General features: G+C 72.5%; 19 protein-coding genes. 15 read left to right on the top strand and 4 right to left on the bottom strand.

Going from position 1 to position 24,233, the window contains the following annotated elements; all coding sequences use genetic code 11:
• Nucleotides 1-18: 18 nt before the first annotated feature.
• Nucleotides 19-1,032 (bottom strand): LacI family DNA-binding transcriptional regulator, encoded by a 1,014-nt coding sequence (locus AB0937_RS11585; protein ID WP_366711150.1) that lies wholly within the window; start codon nucleotides 1,030-1,032, stop codon nucleotides 19-21.
• 349 nt (nucleotides 1,033-1,381) lie between these two features.
• Here AB0937_RS11585 and AB0937_RS11580 point away from each other — a divergent pair, with 349 nt between their 5' ends.
• From AB0937_RS11580 to AB0937_RS11550, 7 genes are all read left to right on the top strand, one after another.
• Nucleotides 1,382-3,322, top strand: a complete 1,941-nt coding sequence (locus AB0937_RS11580; protein ID WP_366711148.1) for an acyl-CoA dehydrogenase family protein — start codon at nucleotides 1,382-1,384, stop codon at nucleotides 3,320-3,322.
• A gap of 348 nt (nucleotides 3,323-3,670) precedes the next feature.
• The gene (dxr, locus tag AB0937_RS11575) at nucleotides 3,671-4,852 is read left to right on the top strand and encodes a 1-deoxy-D-xylulose-5-phosphate reductoisomerase (RefSeq protein ID WP_366711438.1); all 1,182 of its coding nucleotides are present in this window, start codon (nucleotides 3,671-3,673) and stop codon (nucleotides 4,850-4,852) included.
• An 8-nt stretch (nucleotides 4,853-4,860) separates the two neighbouring features.
• Nucleotides 4,861-6,153: a site-2 protease family protein gene (locus AB0937_RS11570; RefSeq protein WP_366711436.1), complete on the top strand. Its 1,293-nt coding sequence runs from the start codon at nucleotides 4,861-4,863 to the stop codon at nucleotides 6,151-6,153.
• A 168-nt stretch (nucleotides 6,154-6,321) separates the two neighbouring features.
• Complete coding sequence (gene ispG, locus AB0937_RS11565) at nucleotides 6,322-7,479, top strand: flavodoxin-dependent (E)-4-hydroxy-3-methylbut-2-enyl-diphosphate synthase (RefSeq protein WP_366711147.1); 1,158 nt, start codon at nucleotides 6,322-6,324, stop codon at nucleotides 7,477-7,479.
• A gap of 164 nt (nucleotides 7,480-7,643) precedes the next feature.
• Nucleotides 7,644-8,492 carry a GNAT family N-acetyltransferase gene (locus AB0937_RS11560; RefSeq protein ID WP_366711146.1) on the top strand — a complete coding sequence of 283 codons (849 nt, stop codon included), beginning with the start codon at nucleotides 7,644-7,646 and terminating at the stop codon, nucleotides 8,490-8,492.
• Nucleotides 8,493-8,606: 114 nt separating this feature from the next.
• Complete coding sequence (locus tag AB0937_RS11555; protein WP_366711145.1) at nucleotides 8,607-9,137, top strand: GNAT family N-acetyltransferase; 531 nt, start codon at nucleotides 8,607-8,609, stop codon at nucleotides 9,135-9,137.
• Nucleotides 9,138-9,331: 194 nt separating this feature from the next.
• A complete protein-coding gene (locus tag AB0937_RS11550; protein WP_366711144.1) occupies nucleotides 9,332-11,032 on the top strand; it encodes a proline--tRNA ligase in 1,701 nt (566 codons plus the stop codon).
• Between the two features lie 79 nt (nucleotides 11,033-11,111).
• On the opposite strand, the gene AB0937_RS11545 is transcribed toward AB0937_RS11550, so the two are convergent.
• The 3 genes from AB0937_RS11545 to AB0937_RS11535 are packed head-to-tail and all read right to left on the bottom strand — an operon-like array spanning nucleotide 11,112 to nucleotide 13,078.
• Entirely contained in the window at nucleotides 11,112-12,011 is a 900-nt protein-coding gene (locus AB0937_RS11545) for an aminoglycoside phosphotransferase family protein (RefSeq protein WP_366711142.1), read from the bottom strand.
• Between the two features lie 48 nt (nucleotides 12,012-12,059).
• Nucleotides 12,060-12,524, bottom strand: a complete 465-nt coding sequence (locus tag AB0937_RS11540; protein ID WP_366711140.1) for a ferritin-like domain-containing protein — start codon at nucleotides 12,522-12,524, stop codon at nucleotides 12,060-12,062.
• Complete coding sequence (locus AB0937_RS11535; RefSeq protein ID WP_366711139.1) at nucleotides 12,521-13,078, bottom strand: hypothetical protein; 558 nt, start codon at nucleotides 13,076-13,078, stop codon at nucleotides 12,521-12,523. Before AB0937_RS11535 ends, AB0937_RS11540 begins: the two co-directional genes overlap by 4 nt.
• 278 nt (nucleotides 13,079-13,356) lie before the next feature.
• Here AB0937_RS11535 and rimP point away from each other — a divergent pair, with 278 nt between their 5' ends.
• The 8 genes from rimP to AB0937_RS11495 all read left to right on the top strand — a co-directional run bounded on the left by rimP (nucleotide 13,357) and on the right by AB0937_RS11495 (nucleotide 24,108).
• On the top strand, nucleotides 13,357-13,854 hold the full coding sequence (gene rimP / locus AB0937_RS11530) for a ribosome maturation factor RimP (RefSeq protein ID WP_366711138.1): 498 nt from the start codon (nucleotides 13,357-13,359) through the stop codon (nucleotides 13,852-13,854).
• 2 nt (nucleotides 13,855-13,856) lie between these two features.
• Nucleotides 13,857-14,855, top strand: coding sequence for a transcription termination factor NusA (gene nusA / locus AB0937_RS11525; RefSeq protein ID WP_366711137.1), 999 nt, complete (start codon nucleotides 13,857-13,859; stop codon nucleotides 14,853-14,855).
• A gap of 102 nt (nucleotides 14,856-14,957) precedes the next feature.
• Complete coding sequence (locus tag AB0937_RS11520; protein WP_366711136.1) at nucleotides 14,958-15,254, top strand: YlxR family protein; 297 nt, start codon at nucleotides 14,958-14,960, stop codon at nucleotides 15,252-15,254.
• Nucleotides 15,255-15,399: 145 nt separating this feature from the next.
• Nucleotides 15,400-18,501, top strand: coding sequence for a translation initiation factor IF-2 (infB, locus tag AB0937_RS11515; protein WP_366711134.1), 3,102 nt, complete (start codon nucleotides 15,400-15,402; stop codon nucleotides 18,499-18,501).
• A 133-nt stretch (nucleotides 18,502-18,634) separates the two neighbouring features.
• Nucleotides 18,635-18,928: a DUF503 domain-containing protein gene (locus AB0937_RS11510; protein ID WP_030853207.1), complete on the top strand. Its 294-nt coding sequence runs from the start codon at nucleotides 18,635-18,637 to the stop codon at nucleotides 18,926-18,928.
• A 32-nt stretch (nucleotides 18,929-18,960) separates the two neighbouring features.
• Nucleotides 18,961-19,413 carry a 30S ribosome-binding factor RbfA gene (gene rbfA / locus AB0937_RS11505; RefSeq protein WP_366711133.1) on the top strand — a complete coding sequence of 151 codons (453 nt, stop codon included), beginning with the start codon at nucleotides 18,961-18,963 and terminating at the stop codon, nucleotides 19,411-19,413.
• Nucleotides 19,410-20,315 (top strand): tRNA pseudouridine(55) synthase TruB, encoded by a 906-nt coding sequence (gene truB / locus AB0937_RS11500; protein ID WP_366711132.1) that lies wholly within the window; start codon nucleotides 19,410-19,412, stop codon nucleotides 20,313-20,315. The genes rbfA and truB overlap by 4 nt, the downstream gene beginning before the upstream one ends.
• Before the next feature lie 256 nt (nucleotides 20,316-20,571).
• On the top strand, nucleotides 20,572-24,108 hold the full coding sequence (locus tag AB0937_RS11495) for a trypsin-like peptidase domain-containing protein (protein ID WP_366711131.1): 3,537 nt from the start codon (nucleotides 20,572-20,574) through the stop codon (nucleotides 24,106-24,108).
• Nucleotides 24,109-24,233: the final 125 nt, after the last annotated feature.

Raw genomic sequence — 24,233 nt, 5'->3', positions numbered from 1 at the left:
TGTTCCGGAGGTGAGGGGTTACGGCCGGCTGGGCGCCGGTCCCGTGCTGGCCCGGACCGTCAGCTCGGGCGCGATCAGCACGACCTCGTCGCTGCCGCGCCCGTCGAGCTTGGCGACCAGGTGGTCCACGGCGTGCCGGCCCATCTCCTGCGCGGGGATGGCCACCGACGTGAGCCGCACCGAGGCCTGCAGCGCGACCTGGTCGGGGCAGATCGCGACCACCGACATGTCCTCCGGCACGGCCCGGCCCTGCTGCCGCAGCAGGGCGAGCAGCGGCTCGACCGCCGACTCGTTCTGCACGATGAGCCCCGAGGTGCCCGGACGCTCGTCGAGGATCCGGGCGAGGGTGACCGCCATCGCGTCGTACCCGCCCTCGCACGGCCGGTGCAGCAGCCGCACGCCGAGCTCCCGGGAGCGGGACCTGAGTCCGTCGAGGGTGCGCTCGGCGAAGCCCGTGTGCCGCTCGTAGACGGCCGGGGCCTCGCCGATGACGGCGATGTCCTGGTGCCCCTGCTCGGCCAGGTGCTCCACGCACAGCGCGCCCGTCGCCCGGAAGTCCAGGTCGACGCAGGTCAGCCCCGCGGTGTCGGCCGGCAGCCCGATCAGCACGGACGGCTGGTCCGTCGCGCGCAGCAACGGCAGCCGCTCGTCGTCGAGTTCGACATCCATGAGGATCATTCCGTCGGCGAGCCCGCTGCCCGCCACGCGGCGCACCGCGTCGGGGCCCTCCTCGCCGGTGAGCAGCAGCACGTCGTACCCGTGGGCGCGGGCCGAGGTCGCCACGGCGATGGCGATCTCCATCATCACCGGCACATACATGTCCGTGCGCAGCGGGACCATGAGCGCGATGATGTTCGACTTGCTGCTGGCCAGGGCGCGGGCCCCGGCGTTCGGGTGGTAGCCGAGCTCGCGGATGCTCCGCTCGACCCGCTGCCGGGTGCTCGCGGAGATGGACCGCTTGCCGCTGAGGACATAGCTCACCGTGCTTGCCGAGACTCCGGCGTGCTGGGCGACCTCGGCAAGGGTGACCATCCAGCTCTCCAAGCTCTTGTGAAGCGCTTCGACAGTGCGCGTAGCTGATACGGATTGGTGAGGGTGGTTCGACAGTAGCCCCAGCAGGAGTGGGTGTCCATAGGTTGTCGAAGCGCTTCGATGCCGATTTCCCAGCGTGCTCTCAGGGTCGTGACCACCACCGGGAGGGCACCTCGATGCAACACCGTCGTCAGGCGCCCGACAAGTACCGGGGACGATCGGCCCCCCTTCGGCCGAACGGACGCGCGAGGACTGGTGGGAGCGTCCGGATTCGGGTACCAACGATCCAGTAGCACTGGTCGGTAACGAAACGGTCCTCCATCTTCCTAGTTGCGGCGAGGTGCCCCTCATGTCCGCTTCAACCACCCCTTCTTCCCGTCCCGCCGTCACCGAGCGGGAGGCCCGTGAGGTGGCGGAGGCCGCCCGGGAACAGCACTGGCGCAAGCCCAGCTTCGCCAAGGAGCTGTTCCTCGGCCGCTTCCGGCTCGACCTCATCCACCCCCACCCCCTCCCGGCCGACGAGGCGGCCCAGCGCGGCGAGGAGTTCCTCGCCAAGCTCCGCGACTTCGTCGAGACGAAGGTCGACGGGGCCCTCATCGAGCGCGAGGCCCGGATCCCCGACGAGGTGATCGACGGGCTCAAGGAGCTCGGCGCCTTCGGCATGAAGATCGACACCAAGTACGGCGGTCTCGGGCTCGGGCAGGTGTACTACAACAAGGCACTCGCCCTGGTCGGCTCCGCGAGCCCCGCCATCGGCGTCCTGCTCTCCGCGCACCAGTCGATCGGCGTGCCCCAGCCCCTGAAACTGTTCGGCACCCAGGAGCAGCGGGAGCGCTTCCTGCCGCGCTGCGCCCGCACGGACATCAGCGCCTTCCTGCTCACCGAGCCCGACGTCGGCTCCGACCCCGCGCGCCTGGCCACCACGGCCGTGCCCGACGGGGACGACTACGTCCTCGACGGCGTGAAGCTGTGGACCACCAACGGCGTCGTCGCCGACCTGCTGGTCGTCATGGCCCGGGTGCCGAAGTCAGAGGGCCACCGCGGCGGCATCACCGCCTTCGTCGTGGAGACCAACTCGCCGGGTGTCACGGTCGAGAACCGCAACGCCTTCATGGGCCTGCGCGGCATCGAGAACGGCGTCACCCGCTTCCACCAGGTCCGCGTCCCCGCCGCCAACCGCGTCGGCGAGGAGGGCCAGGGCCTGAAGATCGCCCTGACCACCCTCAACACCGGGCGGCTGTCCCTGCCGGCCTCCTGCGTCGCGGCCGGCAAGTGGTGCCTGAAGATCGCCAGGGAGTGGTCGGCGGCCCGCGAGCAGTGGGGCAAGCCCGTCGCGCACCACGAGGCGGTCGGCTCCAAGATCTCCTTCATCGCTGCCACCACCTTCGCCCTGGAGGCCGTCACGGACCTGGCCTCCCAGATGGCCGACGAGGACCGCAACGACATCCGCATCGAGGGCGCCCTCGCCAAGCTGTACGCCTCCGAGATGGCCTGGACGATGGCCGACGAGCTCGTCCAGATCCGCGGCGGCCGCGGCTTCGAGACGGCCGACTCCCTGCGGGCCCGCGGCGAGCGCGGCGTCCCCGCCGAGCAGCTGCTGCGCGACCTGCGCATCAACCGCATCTTCGAGGGCTCCACCGAGATCATGCACCTGCTGATCGCGCGCGAGGCCGTCGACGCCCACCTGTCGGTCGCCGGCGATCTCATCGACCCCGAGAAGTCCCTCGGCGACAAGGCGAGGGCGGGTGCGAACGCGGGCGTCTTCTACGCCAAGTGGCTGCCGAAACTGGTCGCAGGACCCGGCCAGCTCCCCGCCTCCTACGGCGAGTTCAAACACGACGTCGACCTCTCCGGCCACCTGCGGTACGTCGAGCGGACCGCCCGCAAGCTCGCCCGGTCCACCTTCTACGCCATGTCCCGCTGGCAGGGCCGGATGGAGTCCAAGCAGGGCTTCCTCGGCCGGATCGTCGACATCGGCGCCGAGCTGTTCGCCATGAGCGCGTCCTGCGTGCGGGCCGAGCTGCTGCGCAGCCAGGGCGACCACGGCCGCGAGGCCTACCAGCTCGCCGACGTCTTCTGCCGCCAGGCCCGCATCCGGATCGAGGAGCTCTTCACCCGCCTGTGGACCAACACCGACGACCTCGACCGCAAGGTCGTCAAGGGCGTCCTGTCCGGCACCTACGAGTGGCTGGAGCAGGGCATCGTCGACCCCTCCGGCGAGGGCCCCTGGATCGCGGACGCGACACCGGGACCGTCGCAGAAGGAGAACGTCCACCGGCCGATCCGGTAACCCCGGCCTCCCGCGGGGGCGCGCACGCAGGTGGCGCGCGCCCCCATGAGGGGATGCGCTGTCCTCACACACCGGCCTTACGGCAACAATGGAGCAATGAGCGACAGTCCAGCCCCCTCAGGGCACGGGCCGCAAGCCCCGTCTGCCCCGCGACGCCATGCACGCACTCTCGCCGCCCCGGGCGCCACCCCCAGTACATCCAGTACTGGGGGCGACGCCCGGCACGCCGAGAGCACGCACCTGACGCCGCAGGGCCCGCCCTCCGGGCGGACGACGGGGCTTGCGCCCCGTGCCCTCGCCGACCCGCACCTCGTCTACGACCCCGTGGCGGGCGACGGCCCCAAGGACGTGGTGATCCTCGGCTCCACCGGGTCCATCGGCACCCAGGCCATCGACCTCGTGCTGCGCAACCCCGACCGGTTCCGGGTCACCGGGCTGTCGGCCAACGGCGGCCGGGTCGCCCTCCTGGCCGAGCAGGCGCACCGGCTGCGGGTGCGGACCGTCGCGGTCGCCCGCGAGGACGTCGTACCGGCCCTGCGCGACGCGCTCACCGCGCAGTACGGCACGGGTGAGCCGCTCCCCGAGATCCTCGCCGGCCCGGAAGCGGCCACCCGGCTCGCGGCGTCCGACTGCCACACCGTCCTGAACGGCATCACCGGCTCCATCGGACTCGCCCCGACCCTGGCCGCCCTGGAGGCGGGCCGCACCCTCGCGCTCGCCAACAAGGAGTCGCTCATCGTCGGCGGCCCGCTGGTCAAGGCCCTCGCCAAGCCCGGGCAGATCATCCCGGTCGACTCCGAGCACGCCGCCCTCTTCCAGGCCCTGGCCGCCGGCACCCGCGCCGACGTCCGCAAGCTGGTCGTCACCGCCTCCGGCGGCCCCTTCCGCGGCCGCAGCAAGGCCGAGCTGGCGAACGTCACCGTCGAGGACGCCCTCGCGCACCCCACCTGGGCCATGGGCCCGGTCATCACGATCAACTCCGCGACCCTCGTCAACAAGGGCCTGGAGGTCATCGAGGCGCACCTCCTCTACGACATTCCCTTCGACCGCATTGAGGTGGTCGTGCATCCCCAGTCGTATGTCCACTCGATGGTTGAGTTCACGGATGGATCGACACTGGCCCAGGCGACCCCGCCCGACATGCGCGGGCCCATCGCCATCGGCCTCGGCTGGCCCGAGCGCGTGCCCGACGCCGCCCCCACCTTCGACTGGAGCAAGGCCTCGACCTGGGAGTTCTTCCCGCTCGACAACGAGGCCTTCCCCTCGGTGAACCTCGCCCGGCACGTGGGTGAGCTCGCGGGCACCGCCCCGGCGGTCTTCAACGCGGCCAACGAGGAGTGCGTGGAGGCGTTCCGCCAGGGCGCGCTGCCCTTCGACGGGATCATGGACACCGTCACCCGGGTCGTCGAGGAGCACGGCACCCCGCGTACGGGAACCTCGCTCACCGTGCCGGACGTCCTCGAAGCGGAGACCTGGGCGCGGACCCGGGCCCGGGAACTGGCGGCACAGACGGCGGAGGCCCGTGCATGACGACCCTGATGTTCATCCTCGGCATACTCCTCTTCGCGGTCGGCCTGCTCGTCTCGATCGCGTGGCACGAGCTGGGGCACCTCTCCACCGCCAAGCTCTTCGGCATCCGCGTGCCGCAGTACATGGTCGGCTTCGGCCCCACGATCTTCTCGCGCAAGAAGGGCGAGACGGAGTACGGCATCAAGGCCATCCCGTTCGGCGGCTACATCCGCATGATCGGCATGTTCCCGCCCGGCCCCGACGGCCGGATGGAGGCCCGCTCCACCTCCCCCTGGCGCGGCATGATCGAGGACGCCCGCACCGCCGCCTACGAAGAGCTCAAGCCGGGCGACGAGAACCGCATGTTCTACACGCGCGCCCCCTGGAAGCGCGTGATCGTGATGTTCGCGGGCCCCTTCATGAACCTCATCCTGGCGGTGGCGCTGTTCCTCACCGTCCTGATGGGCTTCGGCATCACCCAGCAGACCACCACGGTCAGCTCGGTCTCCCAGTGCGTCATCGCGCAGAGCGAGAACCGCGACAAGTGCGAGAAGGGCGACCCGGCCGCCCCCGCCGCGGCGGCGGGCCTCAAGGCGGGCGACAAGATCGTCTCCTTCGACGGGGTGCAGACCGACGACTGGAACAAGCTGTCGGACCTGATCCGCGCCACCCCCGGCAAGGAGGTGCCGATCGTCGTCGAGCGGGACGGCAAGGACGTCACCCTGCACGCGAAGATCGCCACCAACCAGGTCGCCAAGAAGGACTCAGGCGGCCAGATCGTCGAGGGACAGTACGTCCAGGCCGGATTCCTCGGCTTCAGCGCCGCCACCGGCGTGGTCAAACAGGACTTCGGCGACTCGGTGACCTGGATGGGCGACCGCATCGGCGAGGCCGTCGACTCGCTCGCCGCCCTCCCCGGCAAGATCCCGGCGCTGTGGAACGCGGCCTTCGACGGCGCCGAGCGCGAGGCCGACTCCCCGATGGGCGTGGTCGGCGCGGCCCGTGTCGGCGGTGAGATCTTCACCCTCGACATCCCGCCCACCCAGCAGCTGGCCATGGCCCTGATGCTGGTCGCCGGCTTCAACCTCTCCCTGTTCCTGTTCAACATGCTCCCGCTGCTGCCGCTCGACGGCGGCCACATCGCGGGCGCGCTGTGGGAGTCGCTGCGCCGCAACACGGCCAAGGTGCTGCGCCGGCCCGACCCGGGCCCCTTCGACGTGGCGAAGCTCATGCCGGTGGCCTACGTCGTCGCCGGGATCTTCATCTGCTTCACGATCCTGGTCCTCATCGCCGACGTGGTGAACCCGGTGAAAATCTCCTAGCCGCACGGCGTTCACGGCGGCCCGGCAGGCTGTGCGCCGGGCCGCCTCTCATCGAGTGGCACGGCGGGTGGGATGTGCCCGCGCCGAGGCACGTGCCGTAATCTCGAAGCTCGGAGCCCGCTGCTCACGGGACCGGACCTTGATCCACGACTTGGGGTTGCACAGCAGATGACTGCGATTTCTCTCGGCATGCCGTCCGTTCCGACCAAGCTCGCCGAGCGCCGGAAGAGCCGCCAGATCCAGGTCGGGTCCGTGGCCGTCGGCGGGGACGCCCCCGTGTCGGTGCAGTCGATGACCACGACGCGCACCTCCGACATCGGCGCGACCCTGCAGCAGATCGCCGAACTCACCGCCTCCGGCTGCCAGATCGTCCGCGTCGCCTGCCCGACCCAGGACGACGCCGACGCGCTGGCGACCATCGCCCGCAAGTCGCAGATCCCGGTCATCGCCGACATCCACTTCCAGCCGAAGTACGTGTTCGCGGCCATCGAGGCCGGCTGTGCGGCCGTCCGTGTCAACCCGGGCAACATCAAGCAGTTCGACGACAAGGTCAAGGAGATCGCCAAGGCGGCCCGCGACCACGGCACCCCGATCCGCATCGGCGTCAACGCCGGCTCCCTCGACCGGCGCCTGCTCCAGAAGTACGGCAAGGCCACCCCCGAGGCCCTCGTCGAATCGGCCCTGTGGGAGGCGTCCCTCTTCGAGGAGCACGACTTCCGCGACATCAAGATCTCCGTCAAGCACAACGACCCGGTCGTCATGATCGAGGCCTACAAGCAGCTCGCCGCCCAGTGCGACTACCCGCTGCACCTCGGCGTCACGGAGGCGGGCCCGGCCTTCCAGGGCACCATCAAGTCGGCCGTCGCGTTCGGCGCGCTCCTCTCCCAGGGCATCGGCGACACGATCCGCGTCTCGCTCTCGGCACCCCCCGCCGAGGAGGTCAAGGTCGGCCTCCAGATCCTGGAGTCCCTGAATCTCAAGCAGCGCGGCCTGGAGATCGTCTCCTGCCCGTCCTGCGGCCGCGCCCAGGTCGACGTCTACAAGCTCGCCGAAGAGGTCACGGCCGGCCTCACCGGCATGGATGTGCCGCTGCGCGTCGCCGTCATGGGCTGCGTCGTCAACGGCCCCGGCGAGGCCCGCGAGGCCGACCTCGGCGTCGCCTCGGGCAACGGCAAGGGCCAGATCTTCGTCAAGGGCGAGGTCATCAAGACCGTCCCCGAGTCCAAGATCGTCGAGACCCTCATCGAGGAGGCCATGAAGCTGGCCGAGCAGATGGAGAAGGACGGCGTGACCTCGGGCGAACCGTCGGTGGCGGTCGCGGGCTGAAGGCCGGGCTCTCCGCGCCCCGCAAGGGGCGCGGGGACTGCGCGACAGGCCACAGACGTCCCGCACCCGCCCGGCAACCGGACGCCCCGAGCTCCGGGGCGTCCCACCCAGGCAGCGCAGCTATAGTGCGGAGACCAGCAACCCCAGTTCGTGAGGCCCCGCACGTGTTGACGCAGACCACCTCACGGGTCCTCGAACCGAGCGACCTGGACGCCGCGCTCGCCGTCCTCGACCGCGAGCCCGTCGCGAACGCCTTCGTGACGTCCCGCGTGCAGGTCGCCGGCCTCGACCCGTGGCGGCTCGGCGGCGAGATGTGGGGCTGGTACGAGGACGGCATACTCACCTCCCTCTGCTACGCCGGCGCCAACCTGGTCCCGATCTGCGCCGGTCCGCGCGCCGTCCGCGCCTTCGCCGACCGCGCCCGCCGGGCCGGTCGCCGCTGCTCCTCCATCGTCGGCCCCTCCGGCCCCACCTCCGACCTGTGGCGGCTCCTGGAACCCCAGTGGGGACCGGCCCGCGACGTCCGCCGCCACCAGCCGCTCATGGTCACCGACCGGCTCCCGGACGGCGTCACCCCGGACCCCTACGTCCGTCGCGTCCGCAAGGACGAGATGGAGAAGATCATGCCGGCGTGCGTGGCGATGTTCACCGAGGAGGTCGGCGTCTCCCCGCTGGCCGGCGACGGTGGCCTGCTCTACCAGGCCCGCGTCGCCGAACTCGTCGGCTCCGGCCGCGCCTTCGCCCGCTTCGACTCCGACGGCAAGGTCGTCTTCAAGGCCGAGATCGGCGCCGCGACGGACCGCGCCTGCCAGATCCAGGGCGTGTGGGTGGCCCCCGAGTACCGCGGCACCGGCATGGCGGCCCCCGGCATGGCGGCCGTCCTGCGCTACGCCCTCGCCGACGTCGCCCCGGTCGTCAGCCTGTACGTCAACGACTTCAACACGGCGGCCCGGCGGGCCTACCAGAGGGTGGGCTTCAGGGAAGTCGGAGCTTTCATGAGCGTGCTGTTCTGACGCCCCCGAAGGCGCGGGGCCGTATCCGATGTGCGGCTCCGCCGCTTGGGCGCGATCAGCCACATCCAAGCCGCACCCGGCAACGAACGGGAACCCCCCTGTAGGCTCCCCGCCATGGACCTGGTGATCGGCCCGCTCGACCTCTCCGCCCACGTCGACGAGGCGCTGGCCGTCCAAGCCGTGGCCTTCGGTCTCGGCCCGGACGAGGTGGCCGTCCGCCGCCAGATCGTCCTGCGTCACATGACGTACCCAGGAGCCCGCGCCCTCGGCGCCACCGCCGACGGCGAGCTCGTCGGTTTCGTCTACGGCATGCCCAACGACCGCACCCACTGGTGGTCCACCGTCGTGGAGCCCTACCTCCGCGCCCAGCACAACGACCACTGGCTCGACGGCTCCTTCGTGATCACCGAGCTGCACGTCCACCCCGCGTACCAGAACCGCGGCCTCGGACGCTCCCTGATCACCACGGTCACCGACGGCGCCGACGAACCCCGCTCGATCCTCTCCGCGATCGACACCGAGAGCCCCGCACGCGCCCTCTACCGCTCCCTCGGCTACCAGGACCTCGCCCGCCAGGTCCTCTTCCCCAGCGCCCCCAAGCCGTACGCGGTGATGGGAGCCCCGCTCCCACTCCTGCGCCGTTAGGCGGCTTCTGACGGACCTCCGTGGCGTCGCGACGCCCGGCACGAACGCCGCTCCTTCCTCCACGGAGATCCGGCAGAAGCCGCCTAACCGATTTCCACCCCCGCGCACCCCCCGGATAACCTCCTGCCATCACCCTCCCCCGCTCTCGGCTCCGCTCGAGCGGGGGGACACCCAGCAGCAGGAGCAGAGGAACCATGGCAAACGCACCGGTCCAGCGCATGTCCCAGTTGTTGGCGAAGACGTTGCGCGACGACCCGGCGGACGCCGAGGTCCTCAGCCACAAGCTCCTCGTCCGCGCCGGCTACGTGCGCCGCACGGCCGCCGGCATCTGGAGCTGGCTGCCCCTCGGCAAGAAGGTGCTCGCCAACGTCGAGCGGATCGTCCGTGAGGAGATGGACGCCGTCGGCGCCCAGGAGGTCCTGCTCCCCGCCATCCTCCCGCGTGAGCCCTACGAGGCCACCGGCCGCTGGGAGGAGTACGGCCCCGAGCTGTTCCGCCTCCAGGACCGCAAGGGCGGCGACTACCTCCTCGGCCCCACCCACGAGGAGATCTTCACCCTCCTGGTGAAGGACCAGGCGTCCTCCTACAAGGACCTGCCGGTCATCCTCTACCAGATCCAGAACAAGTACCGCGACGAGGCCCGCCCCCGCGCCGGCATCCTGCGCGGCCGCGAGTTCCTGATGAAGGACTCCTACTCCTTCGACACCGAGGACGAGGGCCTCGCCCAGTCCTACGCCCTGCACCGCGAGGCCTACCAGAAGATCTTCGCGCGCCTCGGCCTCGACTACCGCATCTGCGCCGCCACGGCCGGCGCGATGGGCGGGTCCAAGTCCGAGGAGTTCCTCGCCCCGGCCGAGGCCGGCGAGGACACCTTCGCCGACTGCCCGAACTGTGACTTCGCCGCCAACACCGAGGCGATCACGTACGAGCTGAAGCCCGTCGACAGCTCGGACGTGCCCGCCGCCGAGGACATCCCCACCCCCGACACCCCGACCATCGAGACCCTCGCCGCCCACCTCGGCGTCCCGGCCTCGGCCACGCTGAAGAACCTCCTCGTGAAGGTCGACGGCGAGATCGTCGCCGTCGGCGTCCCCGGGGACCGCGAGGTCGACATGGACAAGGTCGAGGCGCACTTCGCCCCGGCCGCCGTCGAGCTGGTCACCGAGACCGACTTCGCCGCCCGCCCCGACCTGGTCCGCGGCTACGTGGGACCGCAGGGCCTGGACAAGGTCACATACCTCGCCGACCCGCGCGTCGCCCCGGGCACGGCCTGGATCACCGGCGCCAACAAGGCCGGCACGCACACGAAGAACGTCGTCGCGGGCCGTGACTTCGAGGTCGACCAGTACGTCGACGTCGTGGTCGTCCAGGAGGGCGACCCCTGCCCCAAGTGCGGCACCGGCCTCGTCCTCGACCGGGCCATCGAGATCGGCCACATCTTCCAGCTGGGCCGCAAGTACGCCGACGCCCTCAAGCTCGACGTCCTCGGCCAGAACGGCAAGCCGGTCCGCGTCACCATGGGCTCCTACGGCATCGGCGTCTCCCGCGCGGTGGCCGCCCTCGCCGAGCAGAGCGCCGACGACAAGGGCCTGTGCTGGCCCGCCGAGGTCGCCCCGGCCGACGTCCACGTGGTCGCCGCCGGCAAGGCCCTCCAGACCGAACTGGCCTTGGACATCTCCCAGAAGCTGGCCGCCGCCGGTGTCCGCGTCCTGGTCGACGACCGCCCCGGCGTCTCCCCGGGCGTCAAGTTCACCGACTCCGAGCTGATCGGCGTACCGCAGATCCTGGTGGCGGGCCGGCGCGCGGCTGACGGCGTGGTGGAGCTGAAGGACCGCCGCAGCGGCGAGCGCGAGGAACTGACGGTCGAGGAGGCCGTCGCCCGCCTCACGGCGTAGCAGGGAGAGGGCCGTTGCCCTGCGGCAACGGCTCGCGGCCCGCATCGACGCCGCTGTGAGTGCTCCGCAGGCGGAGCACTCACAGCCAGGCCGCGAACTCCAGCAACAGCTCCGCGTCGCGCGGCCGTCCGACCCGTCCCGCCCGCACGCCCGACTCCACGGCCCGGAACAGCGTCCAGCCCCGCAGCCGCTCCTGGTCCACGTCCAGGGACTCGGCGAGCCGCTTCACCCGGCGCCGGGTCGTGGCCGCGCCGGACGGCTGGGCGATCAGGTCCTCCACCCGGTCCCGGACCAGCCGGGCCAGATCGAAGGCGCACTCGCCGACCACCGGGTCGGGCCCCACGGCCAGCCACGGCATCCGCTCCCCGCCGAGCACCTTGCTCTGCCGGAACGTGCCGTGCAGCAGCCGGTGCTCCGGCGGCGCCGCCAGCAGCTCCTCACGCGCCGCGAGCGCCAGGTCGACCAGCGGGGCCACCTCGGGCTCGGTCCTGGCCCGGGCGCGCATCGCCTCGGCCTGCCGCCCGGTCCGCTCCGCCACGGTCTCGAAGGGGAACCCGGCGGGCGGCTCCACCCACAGCCGCCGCAGCGTCCCCGCCGCCTCCAGCAACGCCTTCGCCTCCGGCAGCGACCGCACCGACACATCCGGGTGAAGCCGCTCCAGCAGCAGCACGCCCTCGGTCGACGAGGACTCGAGCAGCTGCACGGCACCCCGCCCGGCCCAGTGCGCGAGTGCGGCCCGCTCCGCCTCCGGGCGGGCCCGGCCCGGCGCCAGCTTGAGCACGGCGGGTGTCCCGTCGGCCGCCCGCACCAACAGCACCAGGCTGCTGCGCCCGCCGGGCACCTGCACCCGCTCCACGGTCAACTCGCGTAGCTCGACGGCCCGCTGCGCCGCCTCGGGCAGCTTCTCCAGCCAGTCGTCACCGTCCGGCGCCGTCTCACCGAGCGCCCTGACCAGACGCTTCGGCGGTTCGAAAACCATGCGCGAGTCGTTCCCTTCATGCTGTCCGCGGTGCGTGCCCTGCGCGGGTCACGCCGTCGGCGCCGCCGAGGGCGGGGCCGTGCCGGCCCGCTCGGCGAGCCCAGGGAAGGCTACGCTCTCGCCGCGCCAGCGCACCGCCCGCACCGCCGCCTCCCGCAGCGCCTCGACGGCCAGGGCCCGGCGGCCGCCGCCCGCAGCGCGCACCAGATCGGCGTACACCCCGGCCACCCGGTCCTCGAGCTCGGCGGCGAGCCGCACGGCCGCCGCGGAGTCCGGCACCCGGAAGGGCAGGGCGTAACCGGCGGACGCGGCCACCGGCCGGCCCCCCAGGTCCTTCACCTCACGCACCAGCGCGTCCCTGCGCGCCCGGTGCGCGTCGTACGCCGTGACCGCCTCCGCGCGCTTGCCGTCGCCGATCTTCCCGCCGACGACGCCGTACCCGTAGACCGCCGCGTGCTCGGCCGCCAGCGCCGCCTGCAGGGCCCGCAGCTCCCGGTCCTTCTCCTCGCTCACGCGGCACCCTCCGTCAGCAGATACACGTGCGCGGCCCCGGCCGCCGCAACCGACGCCAGCAACCGCGCCAGCTCACCCGGAACCCCGCCCAGCGCCTTGACCCGCCGGTCGGCGAGCTCCCGCTCCGCCGCGGCGAGCCCGGCGAGGGCGTCCTTGTCGTTCCCCGGCACCGTCGCGGCCGGCGACGGCGAGACCGGCGCGGACCCCGAGACCGAGGCGGACGCGGACGGCGAGGCCGGGACGGACGCCGAAGGCGATGCTTTCCGGCCACCGCCGAACGCCTGCGCGTGCCGCACGACCTCCTCGCGCAGCGGCCGCAGCCGGCCCGCGAGCCCCGGCCGGGCGGCGATCACCGCGTCGTAGCGCTCCACCAGCCCCTCGCTGTCCCGGGCCGCACGCGCGCGTACCCGGTCGGCGGCCGACGGGCCGTCCCCGGCCGGGCCGCCGGAGTCCCCGCCGGTGCAGCCCGTCAGGGCGAGGGCCGCCGGGGCGACGGCGAACAGACTCCTTCTGCGCGGCCCCGAGCGGGCACGCGGCGATGGCGGGAACGGCACGTCAGACGTCCTCGGGGCTCGTGCGGGAAACATTCGCGAACGACTCGAATGATGGGGAGGTGTACGAACGGTGGGCGAGAGGCGTGCGAGGGGTGTTTCGAGAAAACGGCACTGCAAGGGCCGCACGCGTGTGATCACGGTACCCGGGCCCTCGCCCGGCATCACTCAGCGGCACCGTTCGTGACCGGGTGGACGGCAACACTCCCCGCGACCGGATACCCTTTGACCAGACACGCGACCCATCCCACAACAGCACACGCGGCCGAGGAGTCACCCGGATGAGCACCACCCAGAGCGAGAGGCTGCGAGAGCTACTGGAACCGCTCGTCAGCTCCCAGGGCCTGGATCTCGAGGAGATCGAGGTGGACTCCGTCGGACGCAAGCGTGTGCTGCGCGTCGTCGTCGACTCGGACACGGGCGCCGACCTGGACCAGATCGCCGATGTGAGCCGCGCGCTCTCGGCGAAGCTCGACGAGACGGACGCGATGGGCGAGGGCGAGTACACCCTCGAGGTCGGCACCCCTGGCGCGGAGCGCCCCCTCACGGAACACCGGCACTACGTCCGCGCCACGGACCGGCTGGTGAAGTTCCAGCTGGCCGAGGGCGGTGAGCTGGTCGCCAGGATCCTGAAGGTCGACGACGAGGGTGTGGACACCGAGGTGCCCGGCGTGAAGGGCCGCAAGGCCACCGCACGGAGAATCGCCTTCGACGACATCGTCCGGGCGCGTGTCCAGGTCGAATTCAGCCGCAAGGACAAGAAGGAAGAGGAGGCGTAGCCGTGGACATCGACATGAGCGCCCTGCGGGGCTTGGTTCGGGAGAAGGAGATCTCCTTCGACCTGCTGGTCGAGGCGATCGAGTCGGCCCTCCTCATCGCCTACCACCGCACCGAGGGAAGCCGCCGCCACGCGCGCGTGGAGCTCAACCGGGAGACCGGCCATGTGACCGTGTGGGCGAAGGAGGACCCCGACGACCTCGAGGAGGGCCAGGAGGCCCGCGAGTTCGACGACACCCCGTCCGGTTTCGGCCGTATCGCCGCCACCACGGCCAAGCAGGTCATCCTGCAGCGCCTGCGCGACGCCGAGGACGACGCGACGCTCGGCGAGTACGCCGGCCGTGAGGGCGACATCGTCACCGGCGTGGTCCAGCAGGGCCGCGACCCGAAGAACGTGCTCGTCGACATCGGCAAGCTCGAGGCGATCCTGCCCGTGCAGGAGCAGGTGCCGGGGGAGACCTACCCGCACGGCATGCGCCTGCGCTCCTACGTCGTCCGCGTGGCCAAGGGCGTCCGAGGGCCCTCCGTCACCCTCTCGCGCACGCATCCCAACCTGGTGAAGAAGCTCTTCGCCCTGGAGGTGCCGGAGATCGCCGACGGCTCGGTGGAGATCTCCGCGATCGCCCGTGAGGCCGGTCACCGCACGAAGATCGCCGTACGGTCCACCCGCTCCGGCCTGAACGCCAAGGGCGCCTGCATCGGCCCCATGGGCGGCCGGGTGCGCAACGTCATGGCTGAGCTGAACGGTGAGAAGATCGACATCGTGGACTGGTCGGACGACCCGGCCGACATGGTGGCGAACGCGCTGTCCCCGGCCCGGGTCTCCAAGGTGGAGATCGTGGACCTGGCGACCCGGTCGGCCCGGGTGACCGTGCCCGACTACCAGCTGTCCCTGGCCATCGGCAAGGAGGGGCAGAACGCCCGCCTCGCGGCCCGGCTGACCGGCTGGCGGATCGACATCCGCCCGGACACGGAACCGGCCGGCAACGGCTCAGGGGAATAGATCCAAGCCGCGCGCCGTTCAGATCACGACAGGTTCGTGCGCGGCAACTGTTCGAATCCTGCCCCAAAGGGGTGAGGCGCCTTCGGGGAGGTAGACTTAACGGTGTCTGGCCGGACGCGCGCCCGCGCATGCCCTGAACGCACCTGTGTGGGGTGTCGGGAGCGAGCGGCCAAGGCCGAACTGCTGCGGATCGTAGCGATCGAGGACGCGTGCGTCCCTGATCCACGCGGTACGCTGCCCGGCCGGGGTGCTTACGTGCACCCCGCACTGGTCTGTCTCGACCAGGCGGTACGCCGCCGGGCGTTCCCGAGGGCACTGCGCGTCCCGGGACCGCTCGACACAAAGGCGTTGCGCCGTTACGTCGAGCAGACGACAGTTGCCGAGCAGGCAACACGGTAAGACGTGCCGTACGGAACCCCGTGCGGCTAGGTACCTCGCGAGTCGAAAGCAGGTCGAGATTGCGATGAGCACTCGATGAGTACGCGATGAGTACGCCCATGAACTAGCGACGGTCCGGACGCAACCCGGACCTCAAAGGAGCGAAGTGGCTAAGGTCCGGGTCTACGAACTCGCCAAGGAGTTCGGCGTCGAGAGCAAGGTCGTCATGGCCAAGCTCCAGGAACTCGGTGAATTCGTCCGTTCGGCGTCTTCGACGATCGAAGCGCCCGTTGTACGCAAGCTGACGGACGCCCTCCAGCAGGGCAGCGGTGGCGGCAAGCCCGCCCCCGCCCGCAAGGCTGCCCCGGCGAAGCCGGGTGCCCCCTCTCCCGCGCAGGCCGCCCGTCCGGCCGCCCCGCGCCCGCCGGCCCCCAAGCCGGCTGCCGAGAAGCCCGCGGCCCCCGCCGCGCCGGCCACTCCCGGCCCCCGTCCCACCCCGGGCCCGAAGCCCGCGCCGCGGCCCGCCCCGGCGTCCCCGGCTCCGACGACGCCCGAGTTCACGGCGCCCCCGTCGGCTCCCGCCGCACCGGCCGCCTCTCAGGGCCAGGGCCAGGGCTCCGGCCCGCGTCCGGGCGCCCCGCGTCCGGCCGGCCAGGCCCCGCGTCCGGGTGCCCCGCGCCAGGGTGGCGCCGGCCAGGGCGGCCAGGGCCGTGGTGACCGCGGCGACCGTCCCGGCGCCCCGCGTCCGGGTGGCGGCGCCCCGCGTCCCGGTGCCCGTCCGGCGGGTCCCCGTCCGGGCAACAACCCCTTCACCTCCGGTGGCTCCACCGGCATGGCGCGCCCGCAGGCGCCCCGTCCGGGCGGTGCCCCGCGTCCGGGTGGCCCCGGCGCTCCCGGTGGTGCTCCGCGTCCGCAGGGCCAGGGCGGCCAGGGCGGTCCCCGTCCGCAGGGCGCAGGCGGCGGTCCTCGTCCGCAGGCTCCGGGCGGCGCGCGTCCGACCCCGGGCGGCATGCCCCGTCCGCAGGGCGGCGGTCCCCGTCCCGGCGGCGGTCCCCGTCCGAACCCCGGCATGATGCCGCAGCGTCCGGCTGCCGGCCCGCGTCCCGGTGGCGGTGGCCCCGGCGGCCGCGGTCCCGGCGGCGGCGGTCGCCCCGGTGGCGGTGGCGGTCGTCCGGGCGGCGGTTTCGCCGGTCGTCCCGGTGGCGGTGGCGGCGGTTTCGCCGGTCGTCCCGGTGGTCCCGGTGGCGGTGGCGGCGGTTTCGCCGGTCGTCCCGGTGGTCCCGGCGGCGGTGGCCGTCCCGGCTTCGGTGGCCGTCCCGGCGGTCCCGGTGGCCGTGGTGGCACGCAGGGTGCCTTCGGCCGTCCCGGCGGTCCCGCGCGTCGTGGCCGCAAGTCGAAGCGGCAGAGGCGCCAGGAGTACGAGGCCATGCAGGCCCCGTCGGTCGGCGGTGTGATGCTGCCTCGCGGCAACGGCGAGACCGTTCGCCTGTCGCGCGGTGCCTCGCTCACCGACTTCGCGGAGAAGATCAACGCCAACCCGGCGTCGCTCGTCGCGGTCATGATGAACCTCGGCGAGATGGTCACGGCCACGCAGTCCGTCTCCGACGAGACGCTGCAGCTCCTCGCCGACGAGATGAACTACACGGTTCAGATCGTCAGCCCGGAGGAGGAGGACCGCGAGCTCCTCGAGTCCTTCGACATCGAGTTCGGCGAGGACGAGGGCGACGAGGAGGACCTGATGGTCCGCCCGCCGGTCGTCACCGTCATGGGTCACGTCGACCACGGTAAGACCCGGCTCCTCGACGCCATCCGCAAGACGAACGTCATCGCGGGCGAGGCCGGCGGCATCACCCAGCACATCGGTGCCTACCAGGTCGCGACCGAAGTCAACGACGAAGAGCGCAAGATCACCTTCATCGACACCCCGGGTCACGAGGCGTTCACCGCCATGCGTGCCCGTGGTGCGAGGTCGACCGACATCGCGATCCTGGTCGTCGCGGCCAACGACGGCGTCATGCCGCAGACGGTCGAGGCGCTCAACCACGCCAAGGCGGCCGAGGTCCCGATCGTCGTCGCGGTCAACAAGATCGACGTCGAGGGCGCGGACCCGACCAAGGTGCGCGGCCAGCTGACCGAATACGGCCTGGTGGCCGAGGAGTACGGCGGCGACACGATGTTCGTCGACATCTCCGCCAAGCAGGGTCTGCACATCGACTCCCTGCTGGAGGCCGTGATCCTCACCGCCGACGCCTCGCTCGACCTGCGGGCCAACCCGAACCAGGACGCGCAGGGCATCTCGATCGAGTCCCGCCTCGACCGCGGCCGCGGTGCCGTGTCGACGGTCCTCGTCCAGCGAGGCACGCTGCGGGTCGGCGACACCATGGTGGTCGGCGACGCGTACGGCCGTGTCCGGGCGATGCACGACGACAACGGCAACAGCGTCGCCGAGGCCGGTCCCTCGACGCCGGTCCAGGTCCTCGGCCTGACCAACGTCCCGGGTGCGGGCGACAACTTCCTGGTGGTCGACGAGGACCGTACGGCCCGTCAGATCGCCGAGAAGCGCGCCGCCCGTGAGCGCAACGCCGCGTTCGCCAAGCGCACGCGCCGCGTGTCGCTGGAGGACCTGGACAAGGTGCTGAAGGCCGGCGAGGTCCAGCAGCTGAACCTGATCATCAAGGGTGACGCTTCTGGATCCGTCGAGGCGCTCGAGTCCTCGCTGCTCCAGCTGGACGTCGGCGAAGAGGTCGACATCCGCGTCCTGCACCGCGGTGTCGGTGCGGTCACGGAGTCCGACATCGACCTGGCCATGGGCTCCGACGCCATCGTCATCGGCTTCAACGTGCGCGCCGCCGGGCGTGCGCAGCAGATGGCCGAGCGCGAGGGTGTCGACGTCCGGTACTACTCGGTCATCTACCAGGCGATCGAGGAGATCGAGGCGGCCCTCAAGGGCATGCTCAAGCCGGAGTACGAAGAGGTCGAGCTCGGTACGGCGGAGATCCGCGAGGTCTTCAAGTCGTCCAAGCTGGGCAACATCGCGGGTGTTCTCATCCGCTCCGGCGAGGTCAAGCGCAACACCAAGGCGCGCCTCATCCGCGACGGCAAGGTGGTCGCGGAGAACCTCAACATCGAGGGGCTGCGTCGCTTCAAGGACGACGTCACCGAGATCCGCGAAGGGTTCGAGGGCGGTATCAACCTCGGCAACTTCAACGACATCAAGGTCGACGACGTCATCGCGACGTACGAGATGCGCGAGAAGCCGCGCGTCTGACCTGAGTCACGATCGGGGCCGGTCGGCGGGACATATTCCGTCGATCGGCCCCGGCCGTTGCGTGTACGGTTCCCGTATCGGCGTCGAAGCGTGGCGCCCGTACCCCGAACCGGCGGGACATCCGGATACACACATGTATGTGGGGACTCTGTCCTTCGATCTGCTCCTCGGCGATGTCCACTCGCTCAAGGAGAAACGCTCTCTCGTCCGCCCGATCGTGGCCGAACTCCAGCGCAAGTACGGGGTGAGCGCGGCCGAGACGGGTAACCAGGACCTCCACCGCAGAGCCGAGATCGGGCTCGCGGTGGTCTCGGGGGAGACCGGACACCTCACCGACGTCCTGGACCGCTGTGAGCGGCTCGTCGCCGGCCGGCCCGAGGTCGAACTGCTCTCGGTTCGACGCCGGCTCCACAGCGACGAAGACTGAAGCAACAAGTAAGCACTTAAGGAGACGGACCAGTGGCCGACAACGCGCGGGCTAAGAGGCTGGCGGACCTCATCCGAGAGGTGGTGGCCCAGAAGCTGCAGCGGGGGATCAAGGACCCGCGGCTCGGCTCCCACGTCACCATCACGGACACCCGGGTCACGGGTGACCTCAGGGAGGCGACCGTCTTCTACACGGTCTACGGGGACGACGAGGAGCGCTCGGCGGCCGCCGCCGGCCTGGAGAGCGCCAAGGGCGTCCTGCGGTCCGAGGTGGGCCGCGCGGCCGGTGTGAAGTTCACGCCGACCCTGACCTTCGTCATGGACGCCCTCCCGGACAACGCCCGCACCATCGAGGACCTCCTCGACAAGGCGCGCCAGTCCGACGAGAAGGTGCGCGAGGCGTCCGCGGGCGCCAAGTACGCCGGCGGGGCCGACCCGTACCGCAAGCCCGACGAGGACGACGAGACGGACGACGGCGCCGAATGACCCAGAAGCACACCACGCCCGACGGCCTTGTCATCGTCGACAAGCCGTCGGGCTTCACTTCGCACGACGTGGTCGCCAAGATGCGCGGCATCGCCAGAACGCGACGCGTCGGGCACGCCGGAACCCTCGACCCCATGGCGACGGGCGTCCTCGTCCTCGGCGTCGAGAAGGCCACCAAGCTCCTCGGCCACCTCGCGCTGACCGAGAAGGAGTACCTGGGCACCATCCGGCTCGGGCAGAACACCCTCACGGACGACGCCGAGGGGGAGACCACCTCCTCCACGGACGCCTCCAAGGTCACCCGCGACGCGATCGACGCCGGCATCGCCGAGCTGACCGGCGACATCATGCAGGTGCCGTCCAAGGTCAGCGCCATCAAGATCAATGGCGTGCGGTCCTACAAGCGGGCACGCGAGGGCGAGGAGTTCGAGATCCCGGCCCGGCCCGTCACGGTCTCCTCCTTCAGTGTGTACGACGTCCGGGACGCCGTCGCCGACGACGGCACGGCCGTGCTCGACCTGGTCGTCTCAGTCGTCTGCTCCTCCGGCACCTACATCCGGGCCCTGGCCCGCGACCTCGGCGCCGGCCTCGGTGTGGGCGGGCACCTCACCGCGCTGCGCCGCACCCGCGTCGGCCCCTACAAGCTGGACACGGCCCGCACGCTGGACCAGCTCCAGCAGGAGCTCACGGTGATGCCGATGGCCGAGGCCGCCGCGGCCGCGTTCCCCCGGTGGGACGTCGACGCCCGGCGGGCCAAGCTGCTCACCAACGGCGTCCGGCTGGAGATGCCCGAGACGTACGCCGGCACGGGCCCCGTCGCCGTCTTCGACTCCGAGGGCCGCTTGCTCGCGCTCGTCGAGGAGCAGCGCGGCAAGGCCAGGAGCCTCGCCGTCTTCGCCTGACATCCCGGGCGCGGGAGTCCGCCCGTGGAGCGGCGGCCACGGGGTACCTCCACTTCCGCCGCTCCACGGTCCCCCCTCGGTTCCCCCACCCCTAGGGTGTATCCAGCCACCCCAGCTTCTTCACCCGTCCGTGCGGGCGCTCGGAGTGAACCGGGGGAGCGGAAGGGGGCGCTTTCGGGAAGGGATCTGTCCCGCTGATCATCTCGCCCCTACCGTCGAACACAAGGGCACGGGTGTACGGCGGGGAGGCTCGACGATGGCGTCGCGGAACCGGTCCCGGGAGACGGGCGGCAACGCACCGGACTCCCCGGACCGCCCCGGAACAGCGGGGCAGCAGGGCAGGGCGGTCTCCGACCTCGGCACGGCCGGGCAGGAGGGCCGGGCGCTCCCCGGCCCCGGGACGGCCGGGCACGAGGCAGGGGCGGTCCCCGGCGACGGTCTCGTCCGGATCCACGATCTGGCCGGCCGCCCCCGCGGCACCGGCTTCCTGGCCGACCACCACGGCACACTGATCACCAGCCACGAGGCCGTCGACGGCCTGTCCCGGCTCGTGCTGCACGGGGCCGGTGACCGCCGCCTGGTCGTGGCCGCCGACGCGGTCACCCCGCTGCCCGCGCTGGATCTGGCCCTCGTACGGACCGAGGGGCTCGGCGTGCCGCCGCTGCCCGTCACCGTGCGCGACGGGGCCGGGACCGGCACGTATGTGCGGATCGCCGCCGGTGGCTGGCGCGAGGCGCGGGTGCTGGGCCCGGCCTCCGTCACGTACGCGGCCACGGACCGTTTCCACCGTCTCGACGACGCGCTGGAGCTCGCGGTCGGCACGGCAGGGCGGGACGCGCTGCGGCTGGGCGGAGGAGCGGCCGGGGGCCCCGTGCTCGACGCCGGGACCGGCGCCGTCGTCGGAGTCCTCGGCACCGCGCTCAGCTCCGAACACCGCGACGTCGGGTTCGCCGTGCCGCTGCGGGCGCGGGCCGCCGGGGCGGCAGGCCCCCTCGCCGGGCTGCTCGCCGAGAACGCCGCGACGATCCCCGCCTACGGCGCCGATCTGAACCTCGCCGGAGTGCTGGAACTGACCGGCACATCCCGGGGCCTGGAGGGCCCGCCCGGCGGGACCGGCGTCCCGGAACCGGTCGAACGAGCCGGTGTGGCGGCCGAGTTCGACGCCTTCGCGGCAGGCGGGGCAGCCGTCCTCGGCCTCGTCGGGGCGCCCGGCAGCGGACGTACGACGGAACTCGCCGCGCTCGCCGAGCGCCGCGGCCGCAGAGGGCATCCCACACTCTGGCTGCGCGGCTGCGATCTGCGCGACGACGACAAGTCGGTGGCGGACGCGGTCCGCAGGGCACTCACTCGGGCCGCCCCCGTCGTGGCCGCCACGCGGGCCCCGTCCCCGCTCTCCCCGTCCTCCCCGTCCTCCATGGCCGACCTGGGGGACATGACCCCCGGGCGCCTCGCCCGCCTCGCCGGTTCCCTCGGCCGGCCCCTGCTGCTCCTGCTGGACGGCCCCGAGGAGATGCCGCCCGCGGTGGCCCGCCGCCTGTCCGACTGGGCGGACGCAACCGTGCGGTGGCTCGGCGAGACGGGAGCGCGGCTGGTGGTGGCCTGCCGGCCGGAGTACTGGGAGGAGGTGTCGGGCCCGCTGCACCGTCCCGGATGCGTAGTCCTCGGCGACCTCGCCGAGGACGAGGCCCGGGAGGCCCGGCTGCGGTACGGCATCGCCGAGGGTGCCCTCGGCGATGCCGACGCCCGGCACCCTCTCACCCTGCGCCTCCTCGGCGAGATCCGGGACGGGCTCACTGACGCCACCGAAACACCCGTCCCGGCGACCGGCCCCGTCGACCGGGACGAGGTCTTCTCCGCCTACCTGGACCTGATGGCGCTGCGCGTCGCCACCCGGCTGGCCGCCGGCAGCGGTCTGCGCGGCACGGCCGTACGCCGGCTGGCGGCCAAGGCCGCGGGGCAGGTGCACGAGGCGGCCCGCCGGGGCCTCGGCCCCGGGCCGGGAGACCTGGACCGGGAGGCGTTCGCGGCGGTGTTCCCCTGGGGGACCGCCCCGGAGCGGCTCGGCGGCTGCACGGGCTGGGCGTCGGCCGTGCTCGCCGAAGGCCTGCTCGTGCCCGCCGGACCCGGCTACCGCTTCGCGCACGAAGGGCTCGCCGACTGGCTCCAGGGCATGCACCTCGACCTCGACGAAGCCCTGCACGCCCTCGTTCACCGCGGCACCGACACCCACTCCGACCCCGTGCCGCACCACCGCATCGGGCCGGTCGTCCAGGCCCTGCTGTACCTCGGCCGCCGGCACGGCACCGGCCCCCTGGCCTCCCGCCTGGCCGACCTGGTGCACGCCCTGGACGCCGACCCACGGTCCTGGTGGGCCGCCCGGCTGCTCGCCGGGACGCTGTCGGCCCTGCCCGACGCGGCGCCGTACACAGAGGTGCTGCGGCTGCTCGCCGACCGGATCGTGGCCTGGCGGCGGCAGGAGCGGCCCCTGCCGGAGGAGATCGGGCCCCCCTTCTGGACCGGCCTACGGCTCCTGCCGGACACGCGCTGCGCGCTGCTGCGGCGGCTCGTCCACGCCGACGGGCCGCCGTGCGCGGCCGGTCCCAGATTCCTGGACGCCGTCGCCGAACTCCTCGCCGCCGACCCCACCGCCGTACAACCACAGCTCGTCCGCTGGTTCGACGACGAGGAGCCGCTGCCCGCCACCCCGGACGCCACCGTGGCCACGGCCGCGCAAGTCCTGCTGCACACCCACCGCCACCGTGCTCTGGACGAGCTGACGGACGTGCTGGTGGACCGCGCGCACCCGCGGGCCGACGAACTGCTCGCGGTGCTCGCCGAGGAGGAGCCGTCGGCGATGTGCCGGGCCGTCGACCGGTGGGCGCGCGACGAGCGCCCCGCACGGCGGAGCGCAGCGGCGGCCCACGCACTGCGCGTCGCGCCGCACGCCGGCACGGCAGGCGACCGCGCCCTGCTGCGCTACGCGGCCCTCACCCTGCTCGCCCGTCCCGCCGACCGCGCCCTGCACGGCGGCGCACTAGCCCTCCTCGTCCAGGATCCCCACACCCGGGCCCGCTACCTCGCACGTGCGCTGGAGCACTTCGCGGCGGGCGACCCCCGGTTCTCGCCCGAAGCCCTGGCCGGAGCGCTGCTGAGCGATCCCGAGCCGGTCCTCGGGGCCTTCGCGGCCCGGCTGGAGCGACCGGGCGCGGAGGAGGCGCTGCGGGCCCTCGCCGACGCGACCCCGCCGGGTCTGGCCCGGCGGATCGCCGCGCTGCTGTGCCGGGCGGCACGCGGGCGGCCGGAACTCGCGGGGCAGGTTGCGGCGTACGCGGACCAGCGGCTCGACCGGGGGCCCGCCGCCCGGCCCGTGCTCCTGCCGCTGGTCACCGTCCTCCTGGAGGACGGTGACGTGCGGCTGCGCTGCGCCCTCGCCGCGGCCCTCACCCCGCCCGGCATCCCCGCATCGCGTCCGCTCCGCCGCGAACTGCGCGACGCCCTCCTGGCCCGCGAGCACGACATCGACGTCCTGGACGCGCTGCTGCACGCCGCCGCCCGCAACGGCGGCGACGACCTGCGCGACCTCGTCCACCGGATCGGACTGCTCCTCGTGCGCACCCCCCAGGGCGCCACCCGCTTCGACCGCGCCCTGGTCGACCTGGGCCGGCACGTGCCCGGCTTCGCCGCCCGCGCCGCCGCCTGGCTGACCGAGGCGCCGGGGGACTGGGCGGCGCTGGTCGGGCCCAGCTCCCACCGGACGATCGAGAACCTGGCGGGCGCGGGCGTCCCCGCGTGACCGGCCGTGCGGGACCGACGTGATCGGGTCCGGCATCGCCCCGGCCCGAGGGCCCGGGCCGCCGCGGTGCCGTGCGCCCTGTCACAGCCCCCATGCCGATGCGGGCGGCAAGCACCCGGCATGGC

The organism is Streptomyces sp. NPDC047880, from assembly GCF_040706515.1.
GTDB lineage: Bacteria > Actinomycetota > Actinomycetes > Streptomycetales > Streptomycetaceae > Streptomyces.
Note: the sequence above shows the minus strand (reverse complement) of the source record. Positions and strands in the feature narration are given on the sequence as shown.

Coding starts and splice junctions, on each gene's coding strand:
- ispG (WP_366711147.1), top strand. CDS start 6,322: ATGACTGCGATTTCTCTCGGCATGCCGTCCGTTCCGACCAAGCTCGCC.
- AB0937_RS11580 (WP_366711148.1), top strand. CDS start 1,382: ATGTCCGCTTCAACCACCCCTTCTTCCCGTCCCGCCGTCACCGAGCGG.
- rimP (WP_366711138.1), top strand. CDS start 13,357: ATGAGCACCACCCAGAGCGAGAGGCTGCGAGAGCTACTGGAACCGCTC.
- AB0937_RS11555 (WP_366711145.1), top strand. CDS start 8,607: ATGGACCTGGTGATCGGCCCGCTCGACCTCTCCGCCCACGTCGACGAG.
- AB0937_RS11545 (WP_366711142.1), bottom strand. CDS start 12,011: ATGGTTTTCGAACCGCCGAAGCGTCTGGTCAGGGCGCTCGGTGAGACG.
- AB0937_RS11550 (WP_366711144.1), top strand. CDS start 9,332: ATGGCAAACGCACCGGTCCAGCGCATGTCCCAGTTGTTGGCGAAGACG.
- AB0937_RS11510 (WP_030853207.1), top strand. CDS start 18,635: ATGTATGTGGGGACTCTGTCCTTCGATCTGCTCCTCGGCGATGTCCAC.
- AB0937_RS11570 (WP_366711436.1), top strand. CDS start 4,861: ATGTTCATCCTCGGCATACTCCTCTTCGCGGTCGGCCTGCTCGTCTCG.
- truB (WP_366711132.1), top strand. CDS start 19,410: ATGACCCAGAAGCACACCACGCCCGACGGCCTTGTCATCGTCGACAAG.
- AB0937_RS11585 (WP_366711150.1), bottom strand. CDS start 1,032: ATGGTCACCCTTGCCGAGGTCGCCCAGCACGCCGGAGTCTCGGCAAGC.
- AB0937_RS11495 (WP_366711131.1), top strand. CDS start 20,572: ATGGCGTCGCGGAACCGGTCCCGGGAGACGGGCGGCAACGCACCGGAC.